General features: G+C 70.6%; 21 protein-coding genes and 1 pseudogene. 11 read left to right on the top strand and 11 right to left on the bottom strand.

The window, feature by feature from the left end; genetic code table 11:
- Window positions 1–162: 162 nt before the first annotated feature.
- The 3 genes from GWK61_RS35595 to GWK61_RS35585 are packed head-to-tail and all read right to left on the bottom strand — an operon-like array spanning window position 163 to window position 4,393.
- Window positions 163–2,337 (bottom strand): alkaline phosphatase family protein, encoded by a 2,175-nt coding sequence (locus tag GWK61_RS35595; RefSeq protein WP_194916099.1) that lies wholly within the window; start codon window positions 2,335–2,337, stop codon window positions 163–165.
- 29 nt (window positions 2,338–2,366) lie between these two features.
- Entirely contained in the window at window positions 2,367–3,239 is an 873-nt protein-coding gene (locus GWK61_RS35590) for an acyl-CoA dehydrogenase family protein (protein WP_194916098.1), read from the bottom strand.
- A complete protein-coding gene (locus GWK61_RS35585; protein WP_194916097.1) occupies window positions 3,236–4,393 on the bottom strand; it encodes an acyl-CoA dehydrogenase family protein in 1,158 nt (385 codons plus the stop codon). Before GWK61_RS35585 ends, GWK61_RS35590 begins: the two co-directional genes overlap by 4 nt.
- Window positions 4,394–4,435: 42 nt before the next feature.
- Here GWK61_RS35585 and GWK61_RS35580 point away from each other — a divergent pair, with 42 nt between their 5' ends.
- The 6 genes from GWK61_RS35580 (at window position 4,436) to GWK61_RS35555 (ending at window position 9,176) form a co-directional block, all read left to right on the top strand.
- The gene (locus tag GWK61_RS35580; protein WP_194916096.1) at window positions 4,436–5,620 is read left to right on the top strand and encodes an acyl-CoA dehydrogenase family protein; all 1,185 of its coding nucleotides are present in this window, start codon (window positions 4,436–4,438) and stop codon (window positions 5,618–5,620) included.
- Window positions 5,617–6,399: an SDR family oxidoreductase gene (locus GWK61_RS35575; RefSeq protein ID WP_194916095.1), complete on the top strand. Its 783-nt coding sequence runs from the start codon at window positions 5,617–5,619 to the stop codon at window positions 6,397–6,399. Before GWK61_RS35580 ends, GWK61_RS35575 begins: the two co-directional genes overlap by 4 nt.
- Entirely contained in the window at window positions 6,392–6,988 is a 597-nt protein-coding gene (locus tag GWK61_RS35570) for a TetR/AcrR family transcriptional regulator (RefSeq protein WP_194916094.1), read from the top strand. The genes GWK61_RS35575 and GWK61_RS35570 overlap by 8 nt, the downstream gene beginning before the upstream one ends.
- 54 nt (window positions 6,989–7,042) lie before the next feature.
- The gene (locus tag GWK61_RS35565; protein WP_194916093.1) at window positions 7,043–8,194 is read left to right on the top strand and encodes an acetyl-CoA C-acetyltransferase; all 1,152 of its coding nucleotides are present in this window, start codon (window positions 7,043–7,045) and stop codon (window positions 8,192–8,194) included.
- Between the two features lie 114 nt (window positions 8,195–8,308).
- Complete coding sequence (locus GWK61_RS35560; RefSeq protein ID WP_194916092.1) at window positions 8,309–8,776, top strand: hypothetical protein; 468 nt, start codon at window positions 8,309–8,311, stop codon at window positions 8,774–8,776.
- A 163-nt stretch (window positions 8,777–8,939) separates the two neighbouring features.
- Window positions 8,940–9,176 (top strand): hypothetical protein, encoded by a 237-nt coding sequence (locus tag GWK61_RS35555; RefSeq protein WP_194916091.1) that lies wholly within the window; start codon window positions 8,940–8,942, stop codon window positions 9,174–9,176.
- A gap of 91 nt (window positions 9,177–9,267) precedes the next feature.
- Here GWK61_RS35555 and GWK61_RS35550 read toward each other — a convergent pair.
- Window positions 9,268–9,528 (bottom strand): annotated as a pseudogene (locus GWK61_RS35550) (cell division protein CrgA); the annotation flags it as partial.
- Between the two features lie 114 nt (window positions 9,529–9,642).
- On the opposite strand from GWK61_RS35550, the gene GWK61_RS35545 reads away from it, so the two are divergent.
- Window positions 9,643–10,818, top strand: coding sequence for an alkane 1-monooxygenase (locus GWK61_RS35545; protein ID WP_194916089.1), 1,176 nt, complete (start codon window positions 9,643–9,645; stop codon window positions 10,816–10,818).
- 467 nt (window positions 10,819–11,285) lie between these two features.
- On the top strand, window positions 11,286–11,564 hold the full coding sequence (locus tag GWK61_RS35540; protein ID WP_194916088.1) for a hypothetical protein: 279 nt from the start codon (window positions 11,286–11,288) through the stop codon (window positions 11,562–11,564).
- A gap of 57 nt (window positions 11,565–11,621) precedes the next feature.
- Here GWK61_RS35540 and GWK61_RS35535 read toward each other — a convergent pair whose 3' ends face one another.
- The 6 genes from GWK61_RS35535 to GWK61_RS35510 are packed head-to-tail and all read right to left on the bottom strand — an operon-like array spanning window position 11,622 to window position 16,688.
- Window positions 11,622–12,614, bottom strand: a complete 993-nt coding sequence (locus GWK61_RS35535) for a helix-turn-helix transcriptional regulator (RefSeq protein WP_194916087.1) — start codon at window positions 12,612–12,614, stop codon at window positions 11,622–11,624.
- Between the two features lie 36 nt (window positions 12,615–12,650).
- Window positions 12,651–13,241, bottom strand: coding sequence for a GNAT family N-acetyltransferase (locus GWK61_RS35530; protein WP_194916086.1), 591 nt, complete (start codon window positions 13,239–13,241; stop codon window positions 12,651–12,653).
- A gap of 10 nt (window positions 13,242–13,251) precedes the next feature.
- The gene (locus GWK61_RS35525; protein ID WP_194916085.1) at window positions 13,252–14,322 is read right to left on the bottom strand and encodes an NAD(P)H-dependent flavin oxidoreductase; all 1,071 of its coding nucleotides are present in this window, start codon (window positions 14,320–14,322) and stop codon (window positions 13,252–13,254) included.
- A 7-nt stretch (window positions 14,323–14,329) separates the two neighbouring features.
- Window positions 14,330–15,136: a CoA-transferase subunit beta gene (locus GWK61_RS35520; RefSeq protein ID WP_194916084.1), complete on the bottom strand. Its 807-nt coding sequence runs from the start codon at window positions 15,134–15,136 to the stop codon at window positions 14,330–14,332.
- Window positions 15,133–15,918 carry a CoA transferase subunit A gene (locus GWK61_RS35515; protein ID WP_194916100.1) on the bottom strand — a complete coding sequence of 262 codons (786 nt, stop codon included), beginning with the start codon at window positions 15,916–15,918 and terminating at the stop codon, window positions 15,133–15,135. Before GWK61_RS35515 ends, GWK61_RS35520 begins: the two co-directional genes overlap by 4 nt.
- Window positions 15,919–15,920: 2 nt before the next feature.
- Window positions 15,921–16,688, bottom strand: a complete 768-nt coding sequence (locus GWK61_RS35510; RefSeq protein ID WP_194916083.1) for an enoyl-CoA hydratase family protein — start codon at window positions 16,686–16,688, stop codon at window positions 15,921–15,923.
- Between the two features lie 157 nt (window positions 16,689–16,845).
- Between GWK61_RS35510 and GWK61_RS35505 the strand changes: the two genes are divergently transcribed.
- The 3 genes from GWK61_RS35505 to GWK61_RS35495 all read left to right on the top strand — a co-directional run bounded on the left by GWK61_RS35505 (window position 16,846) and on the right by GWK61_RS35495 (window position 20,019).
- Window positions 16,846–17,925: a hypothetical protein gene (locus GWK61_RS35505; protein ID WP_194916082.1), complete on the top strand. Its 1,080-nt coding sequence runs from the start codon at window positions 16,846–16,848 to the stop codon at window positions 17,923–17,925.
- Between the two features lie 160 nt (window positions 17,926–18,085).
- On the top strand, window positions 18,086–19,102 hold the full coding sequence (locus tag GWK61_RS35500; RefSeq protein WP_194916081.1) for an ATP-binding cassette domain-containing protein: 1,017 nt from the start codon (window positions 18,086–18,088) through the stop codon (window positions 19,100–19,102).
- A gap of 107 nt (window positions 19,103–19,209) precedes the next feature.
- Window positions 19,210–20,019 carry an ABC transporter permease gene (locus GWK61_RS35495; protein WP_194916080.1) on the top strand — a complete coding sequence of 270 codons (810 nt, stop codon included), beginning with the start codon at window positions 19,210–19,212 and terminating at the stop codon, window positions 20,017–20,019.
- Here GWK61_RS35495 and GWK61_RS35490 read toward each other — a convergent pair.
- Complete coding sequence (locus GWK61_RS35490; protein ID WP_194916079.1) at window positions 20,001–23,534, bottom strand: AfsR/SARP family transcriptional regulator; 3,534 nt, start codon at window positions 23,532–23,534, stop codon at window positions 20,001–20,003. The genes GWK61_RS35495 and GWK61_RS35490 overlap by 19 nt on opposite strands.
- Window positions 23,535–23,568 lie beyond the last annotated feature (34 nt).

Here is a 23,568-nt window from a genome sequence, read left to right as displayed (position 1 = left end):
GTGTGGCGAGGCGAGGCGGTGCGGCGGTGGTGTGGTGCGGTGCGGCGAGGGGTGCGGTGGCGGTGGTGCGGGGTGGCGGTGCGGTGATTTTATCGGCGGCGGCCGGGCAGGCAGCCGAACTCTTCGGCTGCCCACCCGGCCGACATCTCAGCTCAGCCCGACTCAGCCCTGATGCAACTCGACCAGCGGACTCCGCCCCGTGTCCGTCTTCGCGAACCCGACCGCCCACACCTGCCCGCCGGCCGCGCTCAGTCCGCCGAACACGGTGTCGCCGCTGCCCGGGTCCGGCGGCGCGACCGGGTGCCAGCCGGTTGCGTCGTGGCGCGCCAGCAGCGGGACCTGCTTGCCGGCGGCGTTGGAGTAGGCGGTGCCGGCGAGCCAGGCGTCGCCCTTGCCGGTCGCCGTGACGGCGGTCACGTCGCTGAAAGGTGCGCCGAGCTGCGCCGCCGTCTGCGCGCTCCACACGCCGTGCGCGAAGTGCTCCACGAACGGGACCGCCTGGTGCGTGTTGTCGTCCGTCTGGCCCACGGCCCACACCTCGCCGTCCTTCACGCTCACGCTCTGCAGCAGCGCCGCGTCGACCCCCGGAATCCGCACCTCGCTCCAGCACCGGCCGTCCCAGTGCAGGACCAGCGGCGTGTCCGAGTGCGCGTCGTCCCGCTGCCCGACCGCGTAGACCGAGTCCGGGCCGTCGGCGCTGATGCCGAACAGCTGGTTGCCGAAGGCGCCCGGGTTCGGCGCCGGCACCACCGACCACATGGTCCCGTCGAAGTGCTCGATCAGCGTGCCGAACGTGCCGGCGCGGTTCTGCTGGATCCCGGCGGCCCACACGTCGTGGCCGTTGACCGCGGTCGCCGAGTACAGGATGTCGCGCTGCGCGTTCAGCTTCGGCGCGGGCACCACGCTCCACGCGCTGCCGTTCCAGGCCTCGATGACGCTGTGCGGCAGGAAGTCAGCGCCGAGCGCGACGCCGACCGCCCACGCCTTACCCGGCACCGCCGCGACACCGAACAGGGTGCCGAAGTTCGGGCCGGGGTTCGGGGTCGGGGTGGACGTCCACTTCGTGCCGTCGAAGTGCGCGGCCATCGTCAGGGTGGCGTCCTGGTTCGAGGTCGCGACGTCCGGCAGGTAGTTGCCGACGGCCCACACGTCGTTCTTCGAGACGGCCGCGACGGCGCCGAACGTGTTGTCCCCGGTGCCGATGTACGGCGCGGGCTGGACGGCCCAGCCGTTCTGGTTGATCAGGGTCTTGACGGTGGTGACCGGCTCGGTCGGTATCGGGGTCGGCGTCGCGTAGCTCGGCACCGGGAGCGCGCGGTAGGCCCGCGCCGCGCTGCCGGTCGGCGTCAGCAGCGGCGTGAGCGGCCGGGTGGTGGCGTCGCACGCGTGCGCCAGGCAGCCCACGGCGAAGTTCTGCTCGATGGTGTCCAGCAGCGAGTAGTGGTTGTACGGCGTGGCGTCCTGCGCGGCGCGCGGGCCGTGGCTGGTCACCAGCACCGTCGCGACCTGACCGCCGCCGCCGGCGCTGTCGTCGCCCTCGTCGTAGGTGATGGCGATCGCGTTGTTGCCCTTGGCCCAGAACGAGGCCGAGGTGATCTTCTGCACCAGCCCGCCGAGGTAGGCGTCGCCGGTCGCGACCAGGCGCTGGTCCTGCGGGTCGGCGGTGGCCGGGGCGCCGTTGTCGACGTTGCCGGAGTCCAGGCAGTACGGCGGGTCGCCGTGCTGGTCGTGGCACTCGTCGGGAATCACCCAGCCGAAGGCCGGGACGGTACCGGAGGCCAGGTCCCGGTCCAGCTGGTCGGCGGGGACCTGGTTGTTCCAGTTGCGCGGGTTGTCGGAGGTGGTGAAGTTCTGGATGCCGTCGTGCTTGGAGACGTACAGCGGGTCCTTGTCCGGCGCGCCGTTGCAGTTGGCGGGGAAGCAGATGCCCTGATAGCCGGCGTGGGGGAGGCTCTGCAGGTACGCCTTCCACGGCAGGTGCTTCGCGTCGAGCTGCGAGATCAGGCTCGGCTGGGCGACCTTCTGCGTGTAGTAGGCGTTGTCGCTGGTGACATTGAAGGTGTCGCCACCGAGCAGCCCGACGTAGTTCGGCTCGCTCGGGTGCGAGACGCCGGTGTAGTCGGTGGCGATGCCGTACTGCTTCGCCAGGGCGTTCAGGTTCGGGGCGGCCGGGTTGCCGATCACGTCGGTGAAGCCGTGGTTCTCCTCGACGATGACGAAGACGTGGTCGTAATGGCCGGGGCTCGCGGCTGCGGAGGCCGTCGAGGCGCTGACCGGTACCGCGGCGGCCGCTGCCAGCGCGGCCGCCGCGAGACTTGCTCGCAATGTGAGGGACATGTACCCACTGCACCACTAAGGGGTGAATATCAGAGGTCTCCGATATGGCGGAGCAGCCGATCGCGGTGGAAGGAGGGGCTTCCCCAAGCGGAGTGCAGGGCCCTGATCTTCTTGAAGTAGACGGACAGGTCGTACTCGTCGGTGTAGCCGATGGCCCCGTGGAGCTGGAGCGCGGCACGCGCGGCGCGGTACGCGGCGTCGCTCGCGGCGGCCTTCGCGGCCGAGACGTCGCCGGGGTCGGCGCTGAGCGCGGCGGCGAACACGAGCGGACGCGCGAACTCCAGGCCGGTGTGCGCGTCGGCAAGGCGGTGCTTGACGGCCTGGTACTCGCCGATCGCGTGGCCGTACTGCACGCGCTGCTTGGCATAGGCGACGGTCATGTCGAGCGCCGCACGGCCGAGGCCGAGGAGCTGCGCGGCGGTGAGGAGCGCGGCGGTGTCGAAGACGAGGTCGGGGTGCGGGGGCAGGCCGGAGACCGGGAAGAGCGACCGGGCCGGGTCGAGCGAGGCGACCGGCTGCGGATCGGCGGGAGGAATGCAGAGGTCTGCGATGTCGGCATTCGGGGCGTAGGGCGCGATCGGCGGAACGGCCGTGGTGGCGATGGCGCCGGCGGCCAGCTGCTCCCGCGCTTCGGGATGCGCGGTCGCGACGGCGAGCGATTCCGGGTACGGACCGGGGGCCGCGTGGTAGCCGACGCGCTCGATCGCGGCGCACAGCTCGACCGGGTACTCGCCGGCGAGGGAGTGCATGCCGATCGCGGCCAGCCCGCGCCAGATTGCGAGGCCCGGCTTGGTGTCCCCGGCGGCCCAGGCGCGAGCTGCGGCAATCCCGTTCGCATCTCGCAGCAAGGAGTCGACCGCATCACGGAAGTCGCGTTGCTCCTCAGTCAGAGCGAATCTCACCGTGCCCCCCTTGGCAACCCCAGCACCCGCTCGGCCACCACATTCCGCTGCACCTCGTTCGTCCCGGCGTAGATCGGCCCGGCCAGCGCGAACAAGTACCCGTCCATCCACGCCGAGTCCATACCCGCCGAGTCCAGCAGCTCCGCGTCCGGCCCGAGCAGGTCCAGCGCCGTCTCGTGCATCGCCAGGTCCAGCTCTGACCAGAACAGCTTGTTCACGCTCGTCTCGGCCCCGAGCGTGCCGCCGTCCGCGATCCGCGCCGCCGTCTCGAACGTCGCCAGCCGGTACGCCCGCGCCCCGATCCACGCCTCGGCGACGCGGTCCCGGAACTCGGTCGGCCGTCCCGCCGCCCGCCACAACGCGACCAGGCGCGCGGCCGTGGCCATGAACCGCCCCGGCGACCGCAGATACAGCCCGCGCTCCTTGCCCGCGGTGGCCATCGTGACCTTCCAGCCCTCGCCGACCGCGCCGAGCACGTCCGTGTCCGGCACGTACACCGAGTCGAAGAACAGCTCCGCGAAGCCCGGCTCGCCGTCGAACTGCGGGATCGGCCGGACCGTGATGCCCGGCGCGGTCAGCGGGAACAGGAAGTACGTCAGCCCTCGATGACGCTCCGCGGCCGGGTCGCTGCGGAACAGCCCGAAACCCCAGTCCGCGAAGCTCGCGCGCGAGGACCACGTCTTCTGCCCCGACAGCAGCCAGCCGTCGTCCGACGACGCCCGCACTGCCGTCGAACGCAGCGCGGCCAGGTCCGAACCGGCCTCCGGCTCGGACCACACCTGCGCCCAGATCTGCTCGCCGGAGGCCATAGCGGGCAGGAACCGCGCCTTCTGCGCGGCGCTGCCGTGGTCCAGCATCGACGGCGCCAGCAGGTTGATCCCGTTCTGCGACACCCGCCCCGGCGCGCCGGCGGCCCAGTACTCCTCCTCGAAGACCAGCCACTCGGTGATCGAGGCGCCGCGTCCGCCGTACTCGGCCGGCCACGAGACCACCGAGTACCGCTCGTCGTACAGCTCCCGCTCCCACCGCCGATGCGCCTCGAAGCCCTCGGCGGTGTCCATCGACGGCAGCGGCTCGGCCGGCAGGTGTACGGCCAGCCAGGTCCGCACCGCTGCTCGGAACGCCTCCTCGGCCGCGCTGAAGCTCAAGTCCACGCGGCCTACCGTACCAAGCAAACGATTGGTAGGGTAGAGTACGTGGACCTGACCTATACCGCCGAGGACGAGGCGTTCCGTGCCGACATCCGGTCCTGGCTCCACGACCACCTCACCGGCGAGTTCGCCGAGGCCAAAGGCCTGGGCGGTCCGGGACGCGAACACGAGGCCTTCGACGTCCGCGTCGCATGGGACCGCCATCTCGCAGCGCACGGCTGGACCTGCCTGGACTGGCCCAAGGAGTACGGAGGCCGCGCCGCCGGCGTTGCCCAGCAGGTGATCTTCCACGAGGAGTACGCCCGCGCCGACGCCCCGATCCGCGTCAGCCACATCGGCGAACAACTCCTCGGCCCCACTCTCATCGCCTACGGCACCGAGGAGCAGAAACAGCGCTTCCTGCCGGGTATCCGCAGCGTGACAGAGCTCTGGTGTCAGGGCTACTCCGAACCCGACGCCGGCTCGGATCTGGCCAACGTCAAGACCACGGCCGTGCTCTCCGAGGACGGCACCGAGTGGATCCTCAACGGCCAGAAGGTCTGGACGTCGCTGGCGCACCTGGCCGACTGGTGCTTCGTCCTCGCGCGCACCGACCCCTCCAAGCCGAAACATCGAGGTCTGTCATACCTCCTGGTCCCGATGAAGCAGCCCGGCGTCGAGGTCCGCCCGATCCTCCAACTGAATAAGACCTCGGAGTTCAACGAGGTCTACTTCACCGACGCCCGCACCGACGCCGCGAACGTCGTCGGGGGTGTCGACAACGGCTGGAAGATCGCGATGGCCACGCTCGGATTCGAGCGCGGCGTCTCGACGCTCGGGCAGCAGATCGGCTTCCGGCGTGAGTTGGACGGCGTCATCGCGGCTGCGAGAGCCAACGGCGCCCTCGACGACCCGCTCATCCTGGACCGCCTCACCCGCGCCAGCATCGGTCTGGACGTGATGCGCCTCAACGCCCTGCGATCCATGACCGGCCTCGCCGACGGCACGCCCGGCCCCGAGGCCTCGATCGCCAAGCTGGTCTGGGCCCGGTGGCACCGCGACCTCGGCGAGCTGGCGATGGACGTGCTCGGCGTGGCGGGCACCGTCACCGGTCCGGACTACGACCTCGACGAATGGCAGCGGCTCTGGTTGTTCAGCCGCGCCGACACCATCTACGGCGGATCCGACGAGATCCAGCGCACTGTCATCGCCGAGCGCGTCCTCGGCCTGCCGAAGGAGCCGCGCGCGTGACCGTGCCTTTGTATGTGGAGGGCCACAACCTCCTCGCGGGAAAGAACGTGGCGGTCACCGCCGCCGCCGGAACCGGCATCGGCGCCGCCGCCGCGCGCCGCTGCCTCGAAGAGGGCGCCCGTGTCGTCGTCAGCGACCACCACGAACGCCGCCTGGAAGACACCCGCGCGGCGCTGGCCAAGGATTTCGACGAGGACTCGGTGCACGCCATCGTCTGCGACGTCACCCGCGAAGAGCATGTCCAAGCCCTGATCGACGGCGCTGTTGAGCGCTTCGGCAGCCTGGACGTCCTGATCAACAACGCCGGCCTCGGCGGCACCGCCTCCGTCCTGGACATGACCGACGAACAGTGGCTGCGCGTCCTGGACGTCACCCTGAACGGCACCTTCCGCTGCACCCGCGCGGCCCTGCGCCGCATGCGCGACCAGGGCTCCGGCGGAGCGATCGTGAACAACGCCTCGGTCGTCGGTTGGCGCGCGCAGGAAGGCCAGGCGCACTACGCCGCCGCGAAAGCCGGGGTCATGGCGCTGACCCGCTGCTCGGCCCTGGACGCCGCCGTCTACGGTGTCCGGGTGAACGCCGTCGCGCCCTCGCTGGCCATGCACCCGTTCCTGGCCAAGGTCACGACCGACGAACTGCTCGCCGAGCTGACCGCCCGCGAGGCGTTCGGGCGCGCCGCCGAGCCGTGGGAGGTCGCGAATGCCATGGTGTTCCTGGCAAGCGACTATGCCTCCTACCTGACCGGTGAAGTCCTCTCCGTTTCGAGCCAACATGCCTAAACCCACGAACTCCGACCGCCGAGCCGAGCTGCTGACCCTCGCCGCAGGCCTGTTCGCCGAGCGCGGCTACAAGAACACGACGGTGCGCGACATCGCCGACGCCGCCGGAATCCTGTCCGGGAGCCTCTACCACCACTTCGACTCCAAGGAGACGATGGCGGACGAGATCCTGCGGACCTTCCTGGACGAGCTGTTCCGCGACTACCGCGCGATCATCGAGCGCGAGGGCGATCCGCGCCGCGCCTTCGAGCAGCTGGTCGACGCCTCCTTCCAGGCCATCGACCGCAGCCATGCGGCGATCGCGCTCTACCAGAACGAAGCCAAGCAGCTGCGCCAGTCGCCGCGCTTCGCCTACCTGGACGACACCGACCGCGAGTTCCGCGAGATCTGGCTCGGCACGCTGGAGAAGGGGATCGCCTCCGGCGCGTTCCGCTCCGATCTGGACGCCACCATGGCCTACCGCTTCGTGCGCGACACCGTGTGGGTCGCAGTGCGCTGGTACGTGCCCGGCGGCAAGCTCACCGCCGAGGCGGTCTCGGCGCAGTACCTCTCGATGATCCTCGAAGGGTTCCAGAGCAGGGACCGGTAGTAAAGGACCAGCGGTAAGGGACCAGCAGTAGTCGGCAGGGAGGGTGACGCACGCATGGCTGAGGCCTACATAGTCGAGGCACGGCGAACCGCGGTCGGGCGCAAGAAGGGCGCACTGTCCACGGCGCATCCGGCCGACCTGGGAGCGCACGTCATCAAGGCCGTCGTGGCCGCCGCCGGCGTGGATCCGGCGGCCGTGGACGACGTCGTGTTCGGTTGCGTCGACACCATCGGGACACAGGCCGGTGACATCGCGCGCACCGCGTGGTTGGCCGCCGGGCTCCCCGAGGAGGTGCCCGGCGTGACCGTGGACCGGCAGTGCGGATCCTCACAGCAGGCCGTGCACTTCGCGGCCCAGGCGGTCATGAGCGGGACGGCCGATCTCGTGGTGGCCGGCGGCGTGCAGAACATGTCGCAGATCCCGATCGCCGCGGCGATGACGGTCGCGACGCAGTTCGGCATCACGGATCCGTTCTCCGGATCGAAGGGCTGGAAGGCGCGGTACGGCGACCAGCCGGTGTCGCAGTTCCACGCGGCCGAGCTGATCGCCGAGAAGTGGGACGTCTCGCGGGACGCGATGGAGGACTTCGCGCTGGAGTCGCACCGGCGCGCGCTGGCGGCGATCGACGAGGGACGGTTCGAGCGCGAGATCGTGCCGTACGAAGGGTTCGCGGTCGACGAGGGCCCGCGGCGGGACACGTCGAAGGACGCCATGGCGGGCCTGCGGACGCTCGTCGAGGGCGGCCGGTTGACCGCCGCGGTGTCATCGCAGATCTCTGATGCATCCGCCGCACTGCTCATCGCCTCCGAGGACGCGGTACGGACGCACGGGCTCACGCCACGCGCTCGGATCCACCACATGTCGGTCCGCGGCGCAGACCCGATCTACATGCTCACCGCGCCGATTCCGGCCACTGAGCACGCTTTGCGCAAAGCCGGCATGACGCTGGACGGCATCGATCTCGTCGAGATCAACGAGGCCTTCGTGCCGGTCGTTCTGGCGTGGGCGAAGGAGACCGGGGCGGATCCATCCAAGGTGAACGTCAACGGCGGCGCGATCGCGCTGGGACACCCGCTCGGCGCCACCGGAGCGCGCTTGATGACGACGCTGCTGCACGAGTTGGAGCGCACCGGCGGCCGGTACGGCCTGCAGACGATGTGCGAGGGCGGCGGGCAGGCGAACGTCACCATCATCGAAAGGCTCTGAACTGCACCGTCGTGCCGGTCGGGAAATGTTCGCCGAATCGTGTGCGATCTGTGACGCTTATCAGTTCCGCCAAGCCCGTGACCGCGCTGATCCCCGGCAGTACGCTGAATAGCGATGAGTACGAACATGAAAGCCGGTGCCGCCGTCGCCGCAGTGGTGCTGCTGCTGTTTCTCATCGTGCGGCCGACGACCAGCTCGGGGCATCACTTCAAGGTGACCGCCACCGAGTACGACTGCAACGTCAAAATCGCGGACGACCCGCGGCCGTTGAACAAGGAAGTGCTGTCGACGGTCGCCATCAAGTGCGTCACGCCGCCGAAGCAGACCTCGTTGGTCCTGCAGCTCCAGTACCGCAAGGACGGCAGCAGCCCGTGGACGAACGACGGCGACGCCCGCGCGTACACCGGCATCCCGGGGCCGGACTATACGGACATCAACATCACGCAGCCGTGCAAGGCGGGCAGCTTCCGTATCGCGTACCAGCTGCAGGGGGTCGCGGCGGTGCTCGGGACCTCCATCCAGGAGCAGCAGCAGTTCGGCGGCAGCAAGGACATCAGCCAGTCGCAGTGCGACAACTCCTGATCTCATCGCCGCCGGTCTGACTTGGCGTACATGGCCTGACCTGGCTTTCAGTTGCGGGTGATCACCCACGCGGAGGTATCGGGGTGCGCCGACCCCCGGGTGATCGTGCGAGCCTTCTTAGGGCACCCTTTGTGCCTGGTCGATCACTCGAAGGAGTACTCGCATGAGGAAGCTCGCCATGCTTGCCGTCGGCACCACTTTCGCGGCCGGCGTCGCTCTGGTCCCGGCCGCTGCCGCCGGCGCGGCCACCACTCCCACCGCGGGCTCACCGGTCACGCAAGTGCATCCCCGGGTTTCCATTTACGGCTGCATCAGCTCCGGCGGCCAGGTCGAGGAGATCGCGCCTGGATTCGGCATCTGCCGCGGCGGTTACGACGACGGTCAGCCGGTCTGGTGGTAACCGCATAGCAAGCCGGACATCGTCCTCCATCGCGGATTTGGCATAGCCACAGCACAAACGGGTCTTCGCGTCCATCGGGCGCGGAGGCCCATCAGCGTTCGAGCCCTGATTTCCCGAGCCGCGCAGCCCGCACCTCTTGCCGCTTCTTCTCCAGCGGGTCCCCGTGCCACAGCATCGACAGGCCGATGAACAGGCTGATGAAAACGCCCACGATCGCGTAGTTCCATCCGCCGAGCGCGTGTTGTCCGGGAAGCGGGGAGAGGGTGTATGTGAGGATCCATACGGTGGCCAGAGCGAGGCAACCGAGGATCACCCCGCCGAACCACGGGGGCGAGGGCTTGTCATTCATGGCTCTCCTGTCAAGTTGGACCCTTGCCCTGCAGTGTGATGCGTGCCACTCTCATTGTGCAAGGGATCCAATAGTGGATTCCCCCGAAAGCGTGCTGAGCAGCGGGAGGCTGTGGCTATGTCGGCGTCGACCCTCGGTTCCACCGGCCTGCGACCGGAGACGCAGGCCTGGCAGGACGGCAAACGGTACCTGTGGCCGCTGGCCCTGGTGGTGCCGGTCCTCCCGTACGTCGGCTACGGCCTGTGGCACCGCTTCGACAACGCGCTGGCCTGGTACCTGACGCCGTTCCTGGTGTACGTGGTGGTGCCGGTCGGCGACTGGCTGATCGGCGAGGACGCCGGCAACCCGCCGGTCGAGCGCGAGGCGCAGCTCCAGTCGGCCTGGTACTACCGGGTGCTCACGTTCCTGTACCTGCCCCTGCAGTTCGGGTCGCTGGTGCTCGGCGCGTGGGTCTGGAGCCAGCCGCACGTGAACCCGGCGTCGAAGGTCGGCATCGTCGTCACGGTCGGCATCGTGACCGGCATCGCCATCAACACCGCGCACGAACTCGGCCACAAGCGCGAGGAAGTGGAGCGCTGGCTGTCGAAGATCGCGCTGGCGCCGTCCGGCTACGGGCACTTCTATGTGGAGCACAACCGCGGGCACCACGTGCGGGTCGCGACGCCGGAGGACCCGGCGTCGGCGCGGCTGGGGGAGTCCTTCTACCAGTTCTGGCCGCGCACCGTGTGGGGCTCGCTGAAGTCGGCCTGGTCACTGGAGACGAAGAAGCACCGGCTGCGCAAGCGGTCGCCGTGGACGCTGCGGAACGACTTGCTGAACGCGTGGCTGATGACGGTCCTGCTGTTCGCGGCGCTGACGGTGTGGCTCGGGGTCGGCGTGCTGCCGTTCCTGCTGCTGCAGATGGTGTTCGGCTTCTCGCTGCTGGAGATCGTGAACTACCTGGAGCACTACGGCCTGCTTCGTCAGCGTACTGAGAGCGGACGGTACGAGAAGGTCGAGCCGGTGCACAGCTGGAACAGCGACCGGCTGTCGACGAACGTGTTCCTCTACCAGCTCCAGCGGCACAGCGACCACCACGCGTACCCGAACCGCCGGTACCAGGTGCTGCGCTCGTTCGACGAGGCGCCGCAGCTGCCCGGCGGCTACGCGACGATGATCGTGGTGGCGTTGTTCCCGCCGGTCTGGCGCAGGGTGATGGACCAGCGGGTGCTGGACCACTACGAGGGCGACGCGCTGCGGGCGAACCTGACGCCGAAGCTGCGGGCCGAGTACGAGGCCGCGGCGCGCGGCTGAGGCGGCGCTTGGGGTCTCCGAGGTCGGGACTGGTTTCTGACCGGTGCCGGGCTTCTTCGTGTGCGCAGGTCGCAGGGGTTCGGTGGACACGAATCTGAACTTCGCCAAGGCGCTGGCGTCTCCTCGCTGCGCTACGACAAGCTCGGGTCCGGCACGGCCGGCCTCGGCGGACCCGGCCACCACCCCGGCGGCGCGGGCATCGACTTCAACTTCTTCGCGCAGGGAGCGTTCGACGCCTACCGCACCATGGCCGCAAGGGCGTCCCCGACCCGGCCGTGGACTATCCGAATCCGAACCGGAAGTTCGCGCCGGAGGTCGGGCCGGTGGTGCGGGTGTTCGTTCGGCAGCTGGTCGACGCCGACGCTCGGGCCTGACCACCACGGCTTGACCGTCTCGCCGCAGCGTGTTGGTATGGCAGGCGCAGGGATGCCGACGCTCAAGCTTTCCGAAGCCAGGGGTGGTTTCCTTTGCGTGTCCCGAAGTCAGTGCGGCGCCGCTTCGCACTCGGTGTCCTGCTCGTCTCCGCCGTGGTCCTGGCGGCGGTGCCGGTCGGGGCGGCCGCGGCGGTGGTGGCGGCGCGGGTCGCGGACGCGTACCAGGTCTCGGCGCCGGTCAACACCACCCCGGCGTGTTCGGCGCCGACCACCGCGGACGACAGCGAGTGGTCGTTCGACGAGGAAGTCCTCGGCCCGGCCGACCCGCTCTACATCGCCTGGGACACTCAGGGCGCTGACATCCTGCCGTAGCCGCGCTGCCGTCCGACCGTGCCTGGCCGTGCCTGACTGTGCCTGACCGTGCCCGACCTACTCGCCCCTCGCGTACATCCGAGCCAACCCGGCGGCCGTCTCCGCGATCTGCTCCCGCAGATTCGTCGGCGCCAGCACCTCGACCCCGGCCCCCAGTGCCAGGAACTGGCCGTGCGCGTGGGTCAGGGACTCGATCGGCACCGTCGCCTTCACCCACCCCGCGCGTTCGTGGTCGTCCTCGGCGCTGGCGTTCACCGCGTTGACCACGTCCGCCGCCATGACCTCCTCCAGCCGCCGGCGGCCGTCCGGTGAGAGCCGGATCATCGCCTCGCCCTGGATCAGCCGGGTCCGGAACTCCGCGACCTGCTGCGACCAGTACGCGCCGAGGTCGAAGTCGGCCGGGCGCTCGAAGCGCGAGTCCTCGTCCTCCAGCGTGGTCAGCTCAAGGATCTGATTCACCCGGAAGGTGTTGACCCGCCCCGCCGACTCCGCGACCGTGTACCACTTCCCCGTCTTCAGCACGATGCCGTACGGCGCCAGTGTCCGCTCGACCTCCGTCGGCTCCGTCCAGCGCCGATACAGGACCCTGATCCGCCGCTGGTTCCACACCGCCTCGGCGACCGCCGGCAGGAACGGGCTGGTGTCCCCGTCGTCGTACCAGCCGGGCGCGTCGAGCAGGAAGCGCTCCTGGATGCGGCCGCTGCGGTCGGCCAGCTCCGGCGGCAGCGCGGCCTTCACCTTCAGCTGCGCGGCGGCCATCACCGAGCCGAGCCCGAGCTCGGCCGCCGGTCCCGGCAGCGCGGCCAGGAACATGGCCTGCGCTTCGTCCGCCGACAGGCCGGTCAGGCGGGTGCGGTAGCCGGCCAGCAGCTGGTAGCCGCCGGCCGGGCCGGCGTCGCCGTAGAGCGGGATGCCGGCCTCGTGCAGCGACTCGACGTCCCGGTAGATGGTGCGGACCGAGACCTCCAGCTGGTCGGCGAGTTGCTGGGCCGTCATCCGTCCCCGGGTCTGCAGCAGCAGGAGCAGGGAGACGAGTCGAGACGCGCGCATGGCTGGATTATCCGTCCGGCCGCCGACAGATTCGCGTCAGGCGGTGAAGCCGGTGCGGACCTTGGTGGTGCTGGCATCGGCCAGTGCCTGCTCGAAGTCGGCGCGGGTGATGCCGTAAACCGCCATGTCGCGGTACTCGCCGGCGCGGAAGTGGCAGCCGCGGGTGATGCCCTCGCGCAGCAGTCCGGCCTTCTCCAAGGACCGCTGTTCGGCGATGTTCTCCACGTCGGTCGAGGCCTCCAGGCGGTTCACCGTCGTGTTCGCGAACAGGTACGCGACCAGCAGCCGCTGCGCCTCGGAGCCGTAGCCCTTGCCGCGCGCGGCCGAGATCAGGCCGATGCCGAAGTTCAGGCCCGGTGCCGGGATCGGGCCGTAGTGGACCGGGTGCCAGCTCACGTGGCCGATGTACTCGCCGTTCGCCTCGACGGAGAGCCGGCCGGTCAGATCGCCCCACTTCTGGTACGCGTCGCCCGATTCCACGGTCCGCCGCATCCGGTCCGGCGCGGTGTACCCGTAGAAGCTGTACGGCTCGTTCTCCGGGGTCTCCGGGTTGGCCTCGGCGATGTCACAGTCGGCGAGCGTGATCGGCCGGAGGCGGACCGTGCTCGCGGGGGTGTCGTAACTCATATCCGCCAAGTTAGCCCACTACCGTCGCCGACGCGCCGGCCAGCGCCGCCACCGCCTCGGCGACGATCCGGTCGACCAGCTCCTCGCAGCTCGGCAGGTCCTCGATCAGCCCGACGACCTGGCCGGACGAGAGCACCCCGGCCGCCGGATCGCCGCGCACCAGCCCGGCCTTCAGCAGCATCGGGGTGTTCGCGGCCATCACGACCTGTCCTAAACGCAGGCCGTAGTGCTTGCGCATGGCCAGGCCGTCCTTCGCCATCGCGCGCAGGGACATGCCGGTCATCTTCTTGAACGCCAGCCCGTTGCGCGCCGAGCGTACGAGCGAGCCGACCCGGCCCGAGCGCTCGATCTGCTCCACGAGCCCGGTCCGCAGCACCCGGTGCGGTACGCCGTCGATCTTCGGCGTCGCGACGGTCCCGTTCACGTCCGCCGCCAGATACAGCGCCTTCACCGCCTCCGGGACCCGCGAGTCCGACGTCAGCAGGAACCGCGTGCCCATCGCCACGCCCTCGGCCCCGTACGCCAGCGCCGCCGCCAGCCCGCGGCCGTCGAAGAACCCGCCGGCCGCCAGCACCGGGATGTCCACCGCCGCCGTGATCTGCGGCAGCAGCAGGCTGGTCGCGACGCCGCCGGTGTGCCCGCCGCCCTCGCCGCCCTGCACCACCACCGCGTCCACGCCCCACGCCGCGACCTTTTCGGCGTGCCGCTTCGCCCCGATCGACGGCACCACGACGGTCCCGGCGTCCTTCAGCTTCGCGATCAGCTCCCGCTTCGGCGCCAGCGCGAAGGACGCGACCCGCACGCCCTCCTTGATCAGCAGGTCCACGCGCTCGCCGGCGTCGGCGGCGTCAGCCCTCAGATTCACCCCGAAGGGCGCATCAGTACGCTCCTTCACCTCGCGGATCGCCGCGGCCAGCTCGTCGAAGGACATCGTCGCCGAGGCCAGGATCCCCAGCGCCCCGGCCTTCGCCGTCGCGGTCACCAGGTGCGGACCGGCGACCCAGCCCATGCCGGTCTGCACGATCGGGTGCCGGACGCCCACGAGCTCCGTCCACCGGGTGCGGATCCGCTGCTCCAGCATGTGCGCCTCATCGCCTTCCGGTTCTCGCGGAAGGGACTTCGCGCTCGCGGGTGTTGTCCGGATCCAGGACCTCGCGGATCAGTCGCAGCGCCTCGGCGTCCGGCTCCGGGGTCGCCTCTATCCGCCCCCTGTCGGTCCCGATCAGGACGAAGCCGGTCGCGTCGACCACCTCGTCGATCGTGACGCCGGGATGGATCGAGCGGACGCGCATCCGGTGGTCCGGGGTCTGGAAGTCGAAGACCGCCAGGTTCGTCACCACCCGGCGCAGCTCGTGGAACCGCGCCGGGTGCCCCACGCCGCGCGCCCGGTCGTATCCGAGCCCTGAGACGACGTCCACCTTCTCCACGAACACCTTGGGGGAGTGGTTGGCGATCCAGTAGCTCGTCGGGTGGTTCACGGTGTTGCCCGGCGCGCCGCGCACGCCGATCAGCTGCGCCTTGGGCCGGGCGAAGTCGGTGCCGATGGCGGAGATGTTCTGGTTGCCGAACTTGTCCAGCTGGCTGGCGCCCATCATCACGTGACGCGAGCCGTGCCAGACGAAGTCGAACAGCTGGCGGTAGGGGATGTGCGCCTCGACGTGGGAATCAGTGCCCGTAGGATCCGTCAGGTAGTTCGCGTCGCCGTCGGAGAGCATCAGGCCGGGCGCGAAGGTCAGCTTGGCCAGCCGGGCGCCGAGCGCCGGGATCAGGCCCATCGGGGAGGCGATGATCTCGCCGTCGCCGCGCCAGGCTTCGGCGCAGGCGGCCACACAGATTTCGGCGCGGGTGCAGATCTCTGCGCGGGTAGGGGTCTCGGCAGGCGTCACGTCGCTCATCGGCTCGCCTCCACGAAGACGTCGCCGCTCGCGTAGGCCGCCTGCGCCGCCTCGTCGCGGCCGTAGTCCGGGACGCAGCTGGTGAAGCCGGCGCCGCCGGGTGCCTCGACCACCCCGTCCACCATCATCCGGTTGATCTTCAACGATTGCGGCGGCCCGGCGGCCAGGAGCTCGGCGGTGTCGACGATGCGCTCGCAGGAGACGTAGCGCTTCTTGGCCGCCAGGCAGTAGAGGTCGTCAAAGTAGATGTCAGGGCCCAGATACTGGGTGTTGCCGTACCTGTCGGCGCGGTTCAGGTGGACCAGGGCGACGTCCAGGTGGATCGCGGGCATCGCCAGCAGCTTCTCGCCGTCGTCGTAGGGCGAGTCGACGGTCCGCAGGTCGCGGTTGTTGCGCATGACGTCGGTGCCGAGGCCGGCGCGGGTGGGCAGGAAGGGCAGGCGCAGCGCGGCGGCGTAGAGGCCCCACTGGAGCGCGCCTTCATCGAACTCTGATACCTCGATATCGCCTTCCTGGCGGGCTTTGCGGAAGTGCGGGTCCAGGGGGATCGAGTCCAGGGATACGAAGCCGTAGACCGCCTTGCGCACCTTGCCGGTCGCGCAGAGCATGCCGACGTCCGGGCCGCCGTAGGACACGACGGTCAGGTCCTTCAGGCTGGACTTGGCGATCGCGGTCACCAGCGCCATCGGTTTGCGCCGCGAGCCCCAGCCGCCGATGCCGACGACGTCGCCGTCGCGCAGCTCGGCGACCACGTCGTCGACGGTCATCCGCTTGTCGCGCATGCTCACGCCCCGCCTTCCTTCTCGGCCACGAACTTGTCGCGTTCCTCGTCGGCCACCCCGGCCAGGTTGATCTCGAAGGTGAAGCCCTGCTCGAAGCGGTAGGAGCGCTTGACGTCGACCGGGTCGATGCCGTTCAGCGCGGCCTTGGCGGCCCGGATCACCGCCGGATGCTTGGCGGCGATCTCGGCGGCCAGCTCCAGGGCGGTCTCGTGCAGCTTCTCGCGCGGCACCACGTCCCAGACCGAGCCGAACTCCAGCAGCCGCTGCGCCGAGACGGTGCGCGCCGTGTAATACATGGTCCGCAGGTAGTGCTGCGGCACGAGCCGCCCCAGATGCGTGGCCGCGCCGAGCGCGCCCCGGTCCACCTCCGGGAGCCCGAAGTAGGCGTCGTCGCTGGCCACGATGCTGTCCGCGTTGCCCACCAGCCCGATCCCGCCGCCGACGCAGAACCCCGCGACCTCGGCGATCACCGGCACCGGGCAGTCGTAGACGGCGGCGAACGCGGCCGCGCAGCCGGCGTTGGCGCCCAGCAGCGCGTCGAACCCGGGGGTGTTCTGCATCTCCTTGATGTCCACGCCGGCATTGAAACCGCGGCCCTCGGCGCGCAGGATGACTACTCGGGTCTCAGGGTCCTGACCGGCGGCGCGCACGGCCTCGGCGAGCGCGAACCAGCCGGCCACCGGCAGGGCGTTGACCGGCGGCTGGTCCACCGTGACGGTGACGACGCCGCGATGCGCCGCGCCGGGTTCGCAGGTGCAGGTGATGGCCAAGGCGGCCTCCCGGGTCCGAGGGTGCGCTGAAGCAACCTAGCATTTGCTTGGGATCCTAGCGGTCGCTCGGAGGGGTGACCAGAGCGGCGGGAAACACGGACGTGACCGACAGTGGCCCTTGTAAGGAACAGGACCGCGACCGATCGGAGCGCTCACGATGTCCCAGGACGACCAGCGCGACCAGCCGAACCGCGACGTGCCGCACGAGGAGCCGGCAGAGGCGGCCGCTGCTCGGGACTCGGCCGTGAGCCAGAGTGTGGGAAGCGGAAATGTCGCCGCCGGGGCCGCTGAGCCGGATGGCAGCGCCGCCGCGAGTAGCGCCTCTGCGGCAGAGGCTGTTGGCGCGGATACTTTGGCTGGTGCTGGTGCTGGTGCTGCGGCGGCCACCGCGACTGCGTCGGCCCCCCAAGCCGCCGCCGGCACTCCCCGCCGCGAGTTCCACGAGCCCGGCGATGGCGCGCCCCGCTACGCCGCCACTCCGGAACAGGCGCCGCGTTCCGGCTCCGAGCAGTCCTGGAGCGCCGAGCCGAACCCCGGCTACCAGCGCGACCCGGCCGTCGACTACCCGGCCAAGCGCGTCCTGGCCGGCACGCTGATCGGCGCGCTGCTGATCGCCGCGTTCGTCAGCTACGGCGCGCGCATCCTCGCCAACCGGTCCAACAACGGCAACGGTTCGGCGCCGTGGACCGCGGCCGTCGAGAAGGACGGTGCGGTGGTCAACGGGATCAACGCGCAAGGCAACGGCTCGCCCCACGAGATCCCTGTGCAGGCCGACCTCAGTACCGGCACGACCGGGGCCACCACCTCCGGTGTGTACTCCGCGGCGATCGCCTCGTGCCGGACCGCGACGTCCATCACCCTGCCGGTGACCACCGAGACCGGTACGGCCGCCGCCATCGGCACCTGGTCGGCGCAGGCGACCGCGAGCGTGACGAAGCTGCGTGCCGATGCCGCCGCGCTGCGGAGCGCCCTCAACCTCGGGCACACCGACGCGGTCGCGAGCGCGGCGAACACGTTGTGCCTGGCGTACCCGGGCATCGCCGCCGTGCCGCCGATGCCGGACGCGGTCGGCTCCCAGGCGTGGTCGTCGGCGGCGACCGCCTTCGCCACCGCCGCGACTGAGTCCCTGCGCGGCGCCAGCGGCAACCCGGACGCGGCTTCGGCGGCCTTCGACAACCTGGCGCGGGGCGACAAGCAGCTGGACGCGCTGTCCGCGCGGATCATCTCCGCGACCTGACGTCCCTCGCGCTGAGCTGCGCGTTCGTCCTCCCCTCGACAGCCGCTGACCGACCCTCGTCAGCGGCTGTCAGCTGCTGTCAGCGCCGTGTGCGTGAGCTATCAGCGGCCTCCTCGATGCTCGTGGTCGTAACGATGACGACAACGAGGGGAACAGGTCGATGACCACCTACGCGATCGAGGCCGAGGGTCTGCAGAAGTCCTTCGGCGACACGAAGGCGCTCAAGGGCGTCGACCTGTACGCCAAGCCCGGCACGGTGCACGCGGTCCTGGGTCCGAACGGCGCCGGCAAGACCACCAGCGTCCGGATCCTGGCCACGCTGATCAAGGCCGACGCCGGCACCGCCCGCATCGGCGGCTACGACGTCGCCAAGCAGGCCGAGAAGGTCCGCGCCACGATCGGCCTGACCGGCCAGTACGCCTCGGTCGACGAGGACCTGACGGGCCTGGAGAACATGGAGCTGATCGGCCGCCTGCTGGACCTGTCCAAGCGCGACGCCCGGGCCCGCGCCGCCGAGCTGCTGGAGTGGTTCGACCTCACCGAGGCCGCCAAGCGCCCGGCCAAGACCTACTCCGGCGGCATGCGCCGGCGCCTGGACCTGGCCGCCTCGCTGGTCGGCCGGCCCTCGGTGATCTTCCTGGACGAGCCCACCACCGGCCTGGACCCGGCCAAGCGCGAGGACATGTGGGACGTGGTGCGCCGGCTCGTCGCCGAGGGTTCCACGGTGCTGCTCACCACGCAGTACCTGGAGGAGGCCGACGCGCTGGCCGACGAGGTGACGGTGATCGACCGCGGCCAGGTGATCGCGCACGACACCCCGCTGGGCCTCAAGCGCGTGGTCGGCGGCCAGACCCTGACCGTGCAGCCGCTGGACCCGGCGCGCCTGGCCGAGGCCGCGGCGCTGCTCCAGCAGGTGTCCGGGAACAAGGCCGAGTCGCCGCGCACCGGCGTGGTGTCGGTGCCGGTGCTGAACGACGCCGCCCTGACCGAGGTGGTGGCCCGGCTGTCGGCGGCCGGGATCGGCGTGACCGAGCTGTCGCTGCACCTGCCGAGCCTGGACGAGGTGTTCTTCTCGCTGGTCGGACGGCGGGTGGGTGACGACCGTCCGGGGGCTCCGGCGGTTACGGGGCAGGGCGCGCGCGAGGGCGCTGAGTCGTCCACGCCGGTCGGCGTCTGACCGCCGTAGGACGACTGCCCGCACCGCCGCAGCATCGCGCGGCCACAGCATCGCACCGCCGCACCAGCACATCAGAACCCATACACACTTCTCCGAGGGGACTCACCATGACCACCGCCACCGTCGTGCCCGTGGGCGCCGCGACCGCCGGCACCAAGCCGTTCAAGACCATCCGGCACAGCGCCGCACTCGCCAAGCGCAGCCTGATCAAGACCCTGCGAACCCCGGAAGCCCTGCTGGACGTGACCCTCCAGCCGGTGATCTTCCTGCTGCTGTTCACCTACGTCTTCGGCGGCGCGATCGCCGGATCGCAGAAGGTTTACTTGCAGTACCTGCTGCCCGGCATCCTGGCGCAGACCATCGCGATGAGCGCCACGGCGATCGGCGTGAACATGAACACCGACATCTCCAAGGGCGTCTTCGACCGCTTCCGATCACTGCCGATCGCCAGGTCGGCACCACTGGTCGGCGCGGTGCTCGCGGACTTCGTGCGGTACGCGCTGGTCGCCGTCATCACCCTGACCGTCGGCTACGCGATGGGCTTCCGGATCCAGACGAACCCGTTGGAGGCCGGCGCCGCGCTGCTCGTGGCCGTCGCGTTTGCGCTTTCGATGAGCTGGGTCTCGGTGTTCATCGGGATGGTGGCCCGTACGCCGGGCGCGGTGCAGGGCATCATGATCCTGGTGGTACTGCCGCTGAGCTTCGGCAGCACCACGTTCGTGAAGACCAGCACGCTGCCCGGCTGGATGCAGGGCTTCGTCAACGTCAACCCGATCACCCACCTGGCCGGCGTCTCGCGCGGGCTGTTCCTCGGCGGTCCGGTGGCCAACCACATGCTGTGGACGTTCGGCTGGATCGTCGGCCTGACCGCGGTGTTCATGCCGCTGGCCCTGCGTGCCTACGGCCGCAAGGTCTGAAGCCCGGCCTTGGGATCGGTGACGACATCCTCCGGCAGACCCAGCGTGCGCGCGATGAGAACCTGGTTCTCGTCGCGCGCCGCGTTCTTGCCGACGGCGTAGCAGGACTCGTAGTCGGGGTGCTCCTTGAACTTCTTCACCAGCGCCACACGTTCGCTGTCGCTGTGGTCCTGGGTCCCGACCATGCCCTCGGACGCGCCGAGCAGCCGCATCGCGAGTTCGGTCCGGCCGACGGTGTCGGCGTAGCGGGCGGCGCCGACCGCCATCCGGCCCTGGATCGGCACGTCGCGGGTGATCAGGCTGAACTGGAAGGCTCGGGCCAGCGCCGCGCGCGCCGGCTCGGGCTCGTCGCCATCCAGGTACAGCATCGCGGCACTGGACTCGCGGAACGCCAGCAGCTGCGGCGGCCCGTTCCAGTTCTCCGCGAACTCGGTCTCGGCCATGCGGAGGTAGGACCAGGCCTTGTCGCGGTCGCCGGCCTGGCGGCTGTGCTCGGCCAGGCCGATCAGCGCCACGAGGCAGCCCATCTGCGATCCCGAGTTCCGCGCCCCTTGCAGGACCTGTTCGAGCAGTTCGCGCGCGTCGTCGGGCCGCCCGAGCCGGCTGAGCAGCTGGGCCTGGCCGATCTGGATCTGCGCGGCGCTGCTGTAGGCGTTGATCTCGCGGATCAGGTCCAGCGCCTGGGTCTGCAACTCCAGGGCCTGGGCGTCGTCGCCGGCGGTGATCGCCATCGAGGCCATGCCGTTCAGGCAGGCCGACAGCCCCCAGCGCTCGCCGAGCTCCTCGAAGATCGCGCGGGCGCGCTCGAAATCGGCCCGCATCGGCTCGCGGACGCCGGCGTTCTCCGCCGCCATGCCGCGCATCAGGTGGAGCATGGCGGCGACCCACGGGTCCGGGTGGTCGAGGTGCTCGTCGACCACGGCTTCCAGCCGCTCCCGGTCGTCGGCGAGCATCGGCGCCACGACCGCGGCCAGGGCCAGCAGCGGATGCTCGAAGGTGTCCAGCGCCGCGACCGTGTCGGCGATGTCCCGGGTGAGCTGCGGGATCTCCTCCCACAGGTAGTCCTCGAACACGGTCGTGATCCGCTCCATCACGGTGACGATCGCGTGCGCCTCCTGCGGCGAGGGCCCCGGCACGTCCAGCGCCACCCGCATCCACGAGCGCCCCTCGCGGTTCTGGTCGCCGAGCGTCCAGTACCAGGTCATCGCCGCGGCGATGCGCACGGCGGTGTCGGCGTCCTCGTCGGCGGCGGCGAACCGCAGCGCGGCCAGGATGTTGTCCCGCTCGGCGTTGAGGCGCTTGAGCCACAGCATCTGCGAGCCGCGCCGCAGATGGGGTTCGGCGGTCTCGGCCAGGTCCAGGAAGAACGCGGCGTGCGCGCGCCGGGTGTCGGCCAGCCGGCCGGCGCCGCTGAGCCGGTCCGCGCCGTACTCGCGCAGCGTCTCCAGCATGCGGAAACGCGGATCCTGCCCGGGCTCGGTCGGCACGGCCTGCAGCAGGGACTTGTCGACGAGCGCGCAGAGCTGGTCGAAGGCGACGTCGGGGTCCAGGCCGGGGGTCACCGCGGCGGCGGCCTCGGCGGTGACCCCGCCGGGGAAGACGGCCAGGCGCTCGGCGAGGTCCCGCTCGTCCTCGGAGAGCAGCTCCCAGCTCCACTCCACGACGGCGCGCAGCGTCTGGTGCCGCGGCATCGCGGTGCGGCTGCCGCCGGTCAGCAGCCGGAAGCGGTCGCCGAGGCGGCTGGCGATCTGGTGCAGGGGCAGGGTGCGCAGGCGGGCGGCGGCCAGTTCGATGGCCAGGGGGAGGCCGTCGAGGCTGCGGCAGATGCGGATGACGTCGGGGAGGGTGTCGGCGTCGACGGCGAAGTCGGGGACGACGGCCGCGGCGCGGTCGGCGAAGAGGCGGACGGCGGGGTAGGCGAGGACGGTGTCGGCGATGGTGAGGGGGACTGGGGGTGTGTCGCCGCTTGCGCTTGTGCCTCGGCCCGCGTCTGCACCTACACTTCGGCCCAAGCCCGCGCCTACACCTCGGCTCGCACCTGCACCTATATCTGCACCTCGGCTCGCACCTGTGCCTCGGCGCGCGCCTTTGCCTGCACCTGTGCCTGTGCTTGCGCCTTGGCCCGGGCCTGTGGCTCTGCTTCCGCCCCCGCCCCCGCCCCCGCTTCTGTCTCCGCTCTCCGATTCCCGGATCCCGATACAGAACTCGTCGAGGCCGTCCGTGTCCGGCAGCGCCAGCGGCGGCACCGGGAACAGGCTCTCGCCGTCGATGGTCAGCGGTTCGCGGCTGGTCGCCAGTACGCGCAACCCCGGCGCGCGACCCAGCAGCGTCTCGGCTAGGTCGGCGGCGGCGCCGACCAGGTGCTCGCAGTTGTCGAGGATGAGCAGGATCCGCTTCTCGGCCAGCGACTCGATCAGGTGGTCCTCGGCGCTGCGCAGCAGGGCGGCGGCCGCGGCGGGGGAGCCGCTGTTGCTCATCATCCGGCTCTCGCGCGGACCCAGCGCCGAGAGCACCGCCTGCGGCACCTCGCCGGGATCGGTGACGGGTGCGAGCTCGGCGAGCCAGGCGCCGTCGGGGAAGCGTTCCAGGACGCGCTGCGCCGACTCGCCGGCCAGCCGGGTCTTGCCGGCGCCGCCCGGGCCGACCAGCGTCACCAGGCGCGAGGCGTCCAGCATCTTGCCGATCCGCGCCACTTCCTCGTCGCGGCCGACGAAGCTGGTCAGCCGGGTCTTGAGATTCGTGCGCGGCGCGTGCTCCACCGCGGGTGGCGCCAGCGCGGGATCGCTGCGCAGCACCGCGAGATGGACCTCGGCCAGCTCCTTGGACGGATCGATGCCGAGCTGATCGGCCAGCGCCCGCCGCACCTGCTCGTAGACGGCCAGCGCGTCGGCCTGCCGCCCCACCGCATACAGGGCCCTGACATGCAGCGCGGCGATGTTCTCGCGCAACGGGTGCTCCGCGCTGAGCGCTTCGAGCTCGGCCAGCGCCTCGGCGGCCTGCCCCAGACGCAGCTCGGCGTCCAGGCGATCGGTCAGCGCGGCGAGCCGCAGCTCGTCCAGCCGCGCGGCCGGTGCTATAGCGAATGCGGCGTCGGCCACGTCGGCCAAAGCCGGGCCACGCCAGAGCGCGAGGGCTTCGCGCAACGTCGCACGGGCTGCCGAGGGATCGTCGGCACGCAGCGCCTCACGCCCCGAGCGCGACAACGTCTCGAAGCGCATGGCGTCCACCGACTCGGGCGCGATCGCGAGCCGGTAACCGCCGGGCGCGGCAGCGAGCAGCGCGGGATCGCCAAGCACCTTGCGCACACGCGAGATCAGCGACTGAAGCGCGTTCGCCGCACCTTCGGGAGGCTCATCGGCCCACAACGCGTCGACGAGCGCCGAGACGCTGACCGCACGCCCCGCATCCAGCGCGAGCCGAGACATCAGGGTACGCAGACGCGCGCCGCCGAGGGCCACCGGCGCGCCGTCGACGCGGATCTCGAGGGGGCCCAGGATCGATACGGTCAGCGGCACTGGTCCAGTCTGGCATGGGGGCGCGGGCTGGGGC

The organism is Catenulispora rubra, from assembly GCF_015356825.1.
In the GTDB taxonomy this organism is placed as follows: Bacteria; Actinomycetota; Actinomycetes; order Streptomycetales; family Catenulisporaceae; genus Catenulispora; species Catenulispora rubra.
The sequence above is the reverse complement of the archived record's forward strand: the minus strand, read 5'-3'. Positions and strand labels throughout refer to the sequence as shown.

What these genes read in the sequence shown, in the direction of transcription:
- GWK61_RS35595 (WP_194916099.1), bottom strand. Translation starts at nt 2,337, where the DNA reads ATGTCCCTCACATTGCGAGCAAGTCTCGCGGCGGCCGCGCTGGCAGCG.
- GWK61_RS35570 (WP_194916094.1), top strand. Translation starts at nt 6,392, where the DNA reads ATGCCTAAACCCACGAACTCCGACCGCCGAGCCGAGCTGCTGACCCTC.
- GWK61_RS35565 (WP_194916093.1), top strand. Translation starts at nt 7,043, where the DNA reads ATGGCTGAGGCCTACATAGTCGAGGCACGGCGAACCGCGGTCGGGCGC.
- GWK61_RS35560 (WP_194916092.1), top strand. Translation starts at nt 8,309, where the DNA reads ATGAGTACGAACATGAAAGCCGGTGCCGCCGTCGCCGCAGTGGTGCTG.
- GWK61_RS35555 (WP_194916091.1), top strand. Translation starts at nt 8,940, where the DNA reads ATGAGGAAGCTCGCCATGCTTGCCGTCGGCACCACTTTCGCGGCCGGC.
- GWK61_RS35545 (WP_194916089.1), top strand. Translation starts at nt 9,643, where the DNA reads ATGTCGGCGTCGACCCTCGGTTCCACCGGCCTGCGACCGGAGACGCAG.
- GWK61_RS35535 (WP_194916087.1), bottom strand. Translation starts at nt 12,614, where the DNA reads ATGCGCGCGTCTCGACTCGTCTCCCTGCTCCTGCTGCTGCAGACCCGG.
- GWK61_RS35530 (WP_194916086.1), bottom strand. Translation starts at nt 13,241, where the DNA reads ATGAGTTACGACACCCCCGCGAGCACGGTCCGCCTCCGGCCGATCACG.
- GWK61_RS35525 (WP_194916085.1), bottom strand. Translation starts at nt 14,322, where the DNA reads ATGCTGGAGCAGCGGATCCGCACCCGGTGGACGGAGCTCGTGGGCGTC.
- GWK61_RS35520 (WP_194916084.1), bottom strand. Translation starts at nt 15,136, where the DNA reads ATGAGCGACGTGACGCCTGCCGAGACCCCTACCCGCGCAGAGATCTGC.
- GWK61_RS35515 (WP_194916100.1), bottom strand. Translation starts at nt 15,918, where the DNA reads ATGCGCGACAAGCGGATGACCGTCGACGACGTGGTCGCCGAGCTGCGC.
- GWK61_RS35505 (WP_194916082.1), top strand. Translation starts at nt 16,846, where the DNA reads ATGTCCCAGGACGACCAGCGCGACCAGCCGAACCGCGACGTGCCGCAC.
- GWK61_RS35500 (WP_194916081.1), top strand. Translation starts at nt 18,086, where the DNA reads ATGACCACCTACGCGATCGAGGCCGAGGGTCTGCAGAAGTCCTTCGGC.
- GWK61_RS35495 (WP_194916080.1), top strand. Translation starts at nt 19,210, where the DNA reads ATGACCACCGCCACCGTCGTGCCCGTGGGCGCCGCGACCGCCGGCACC.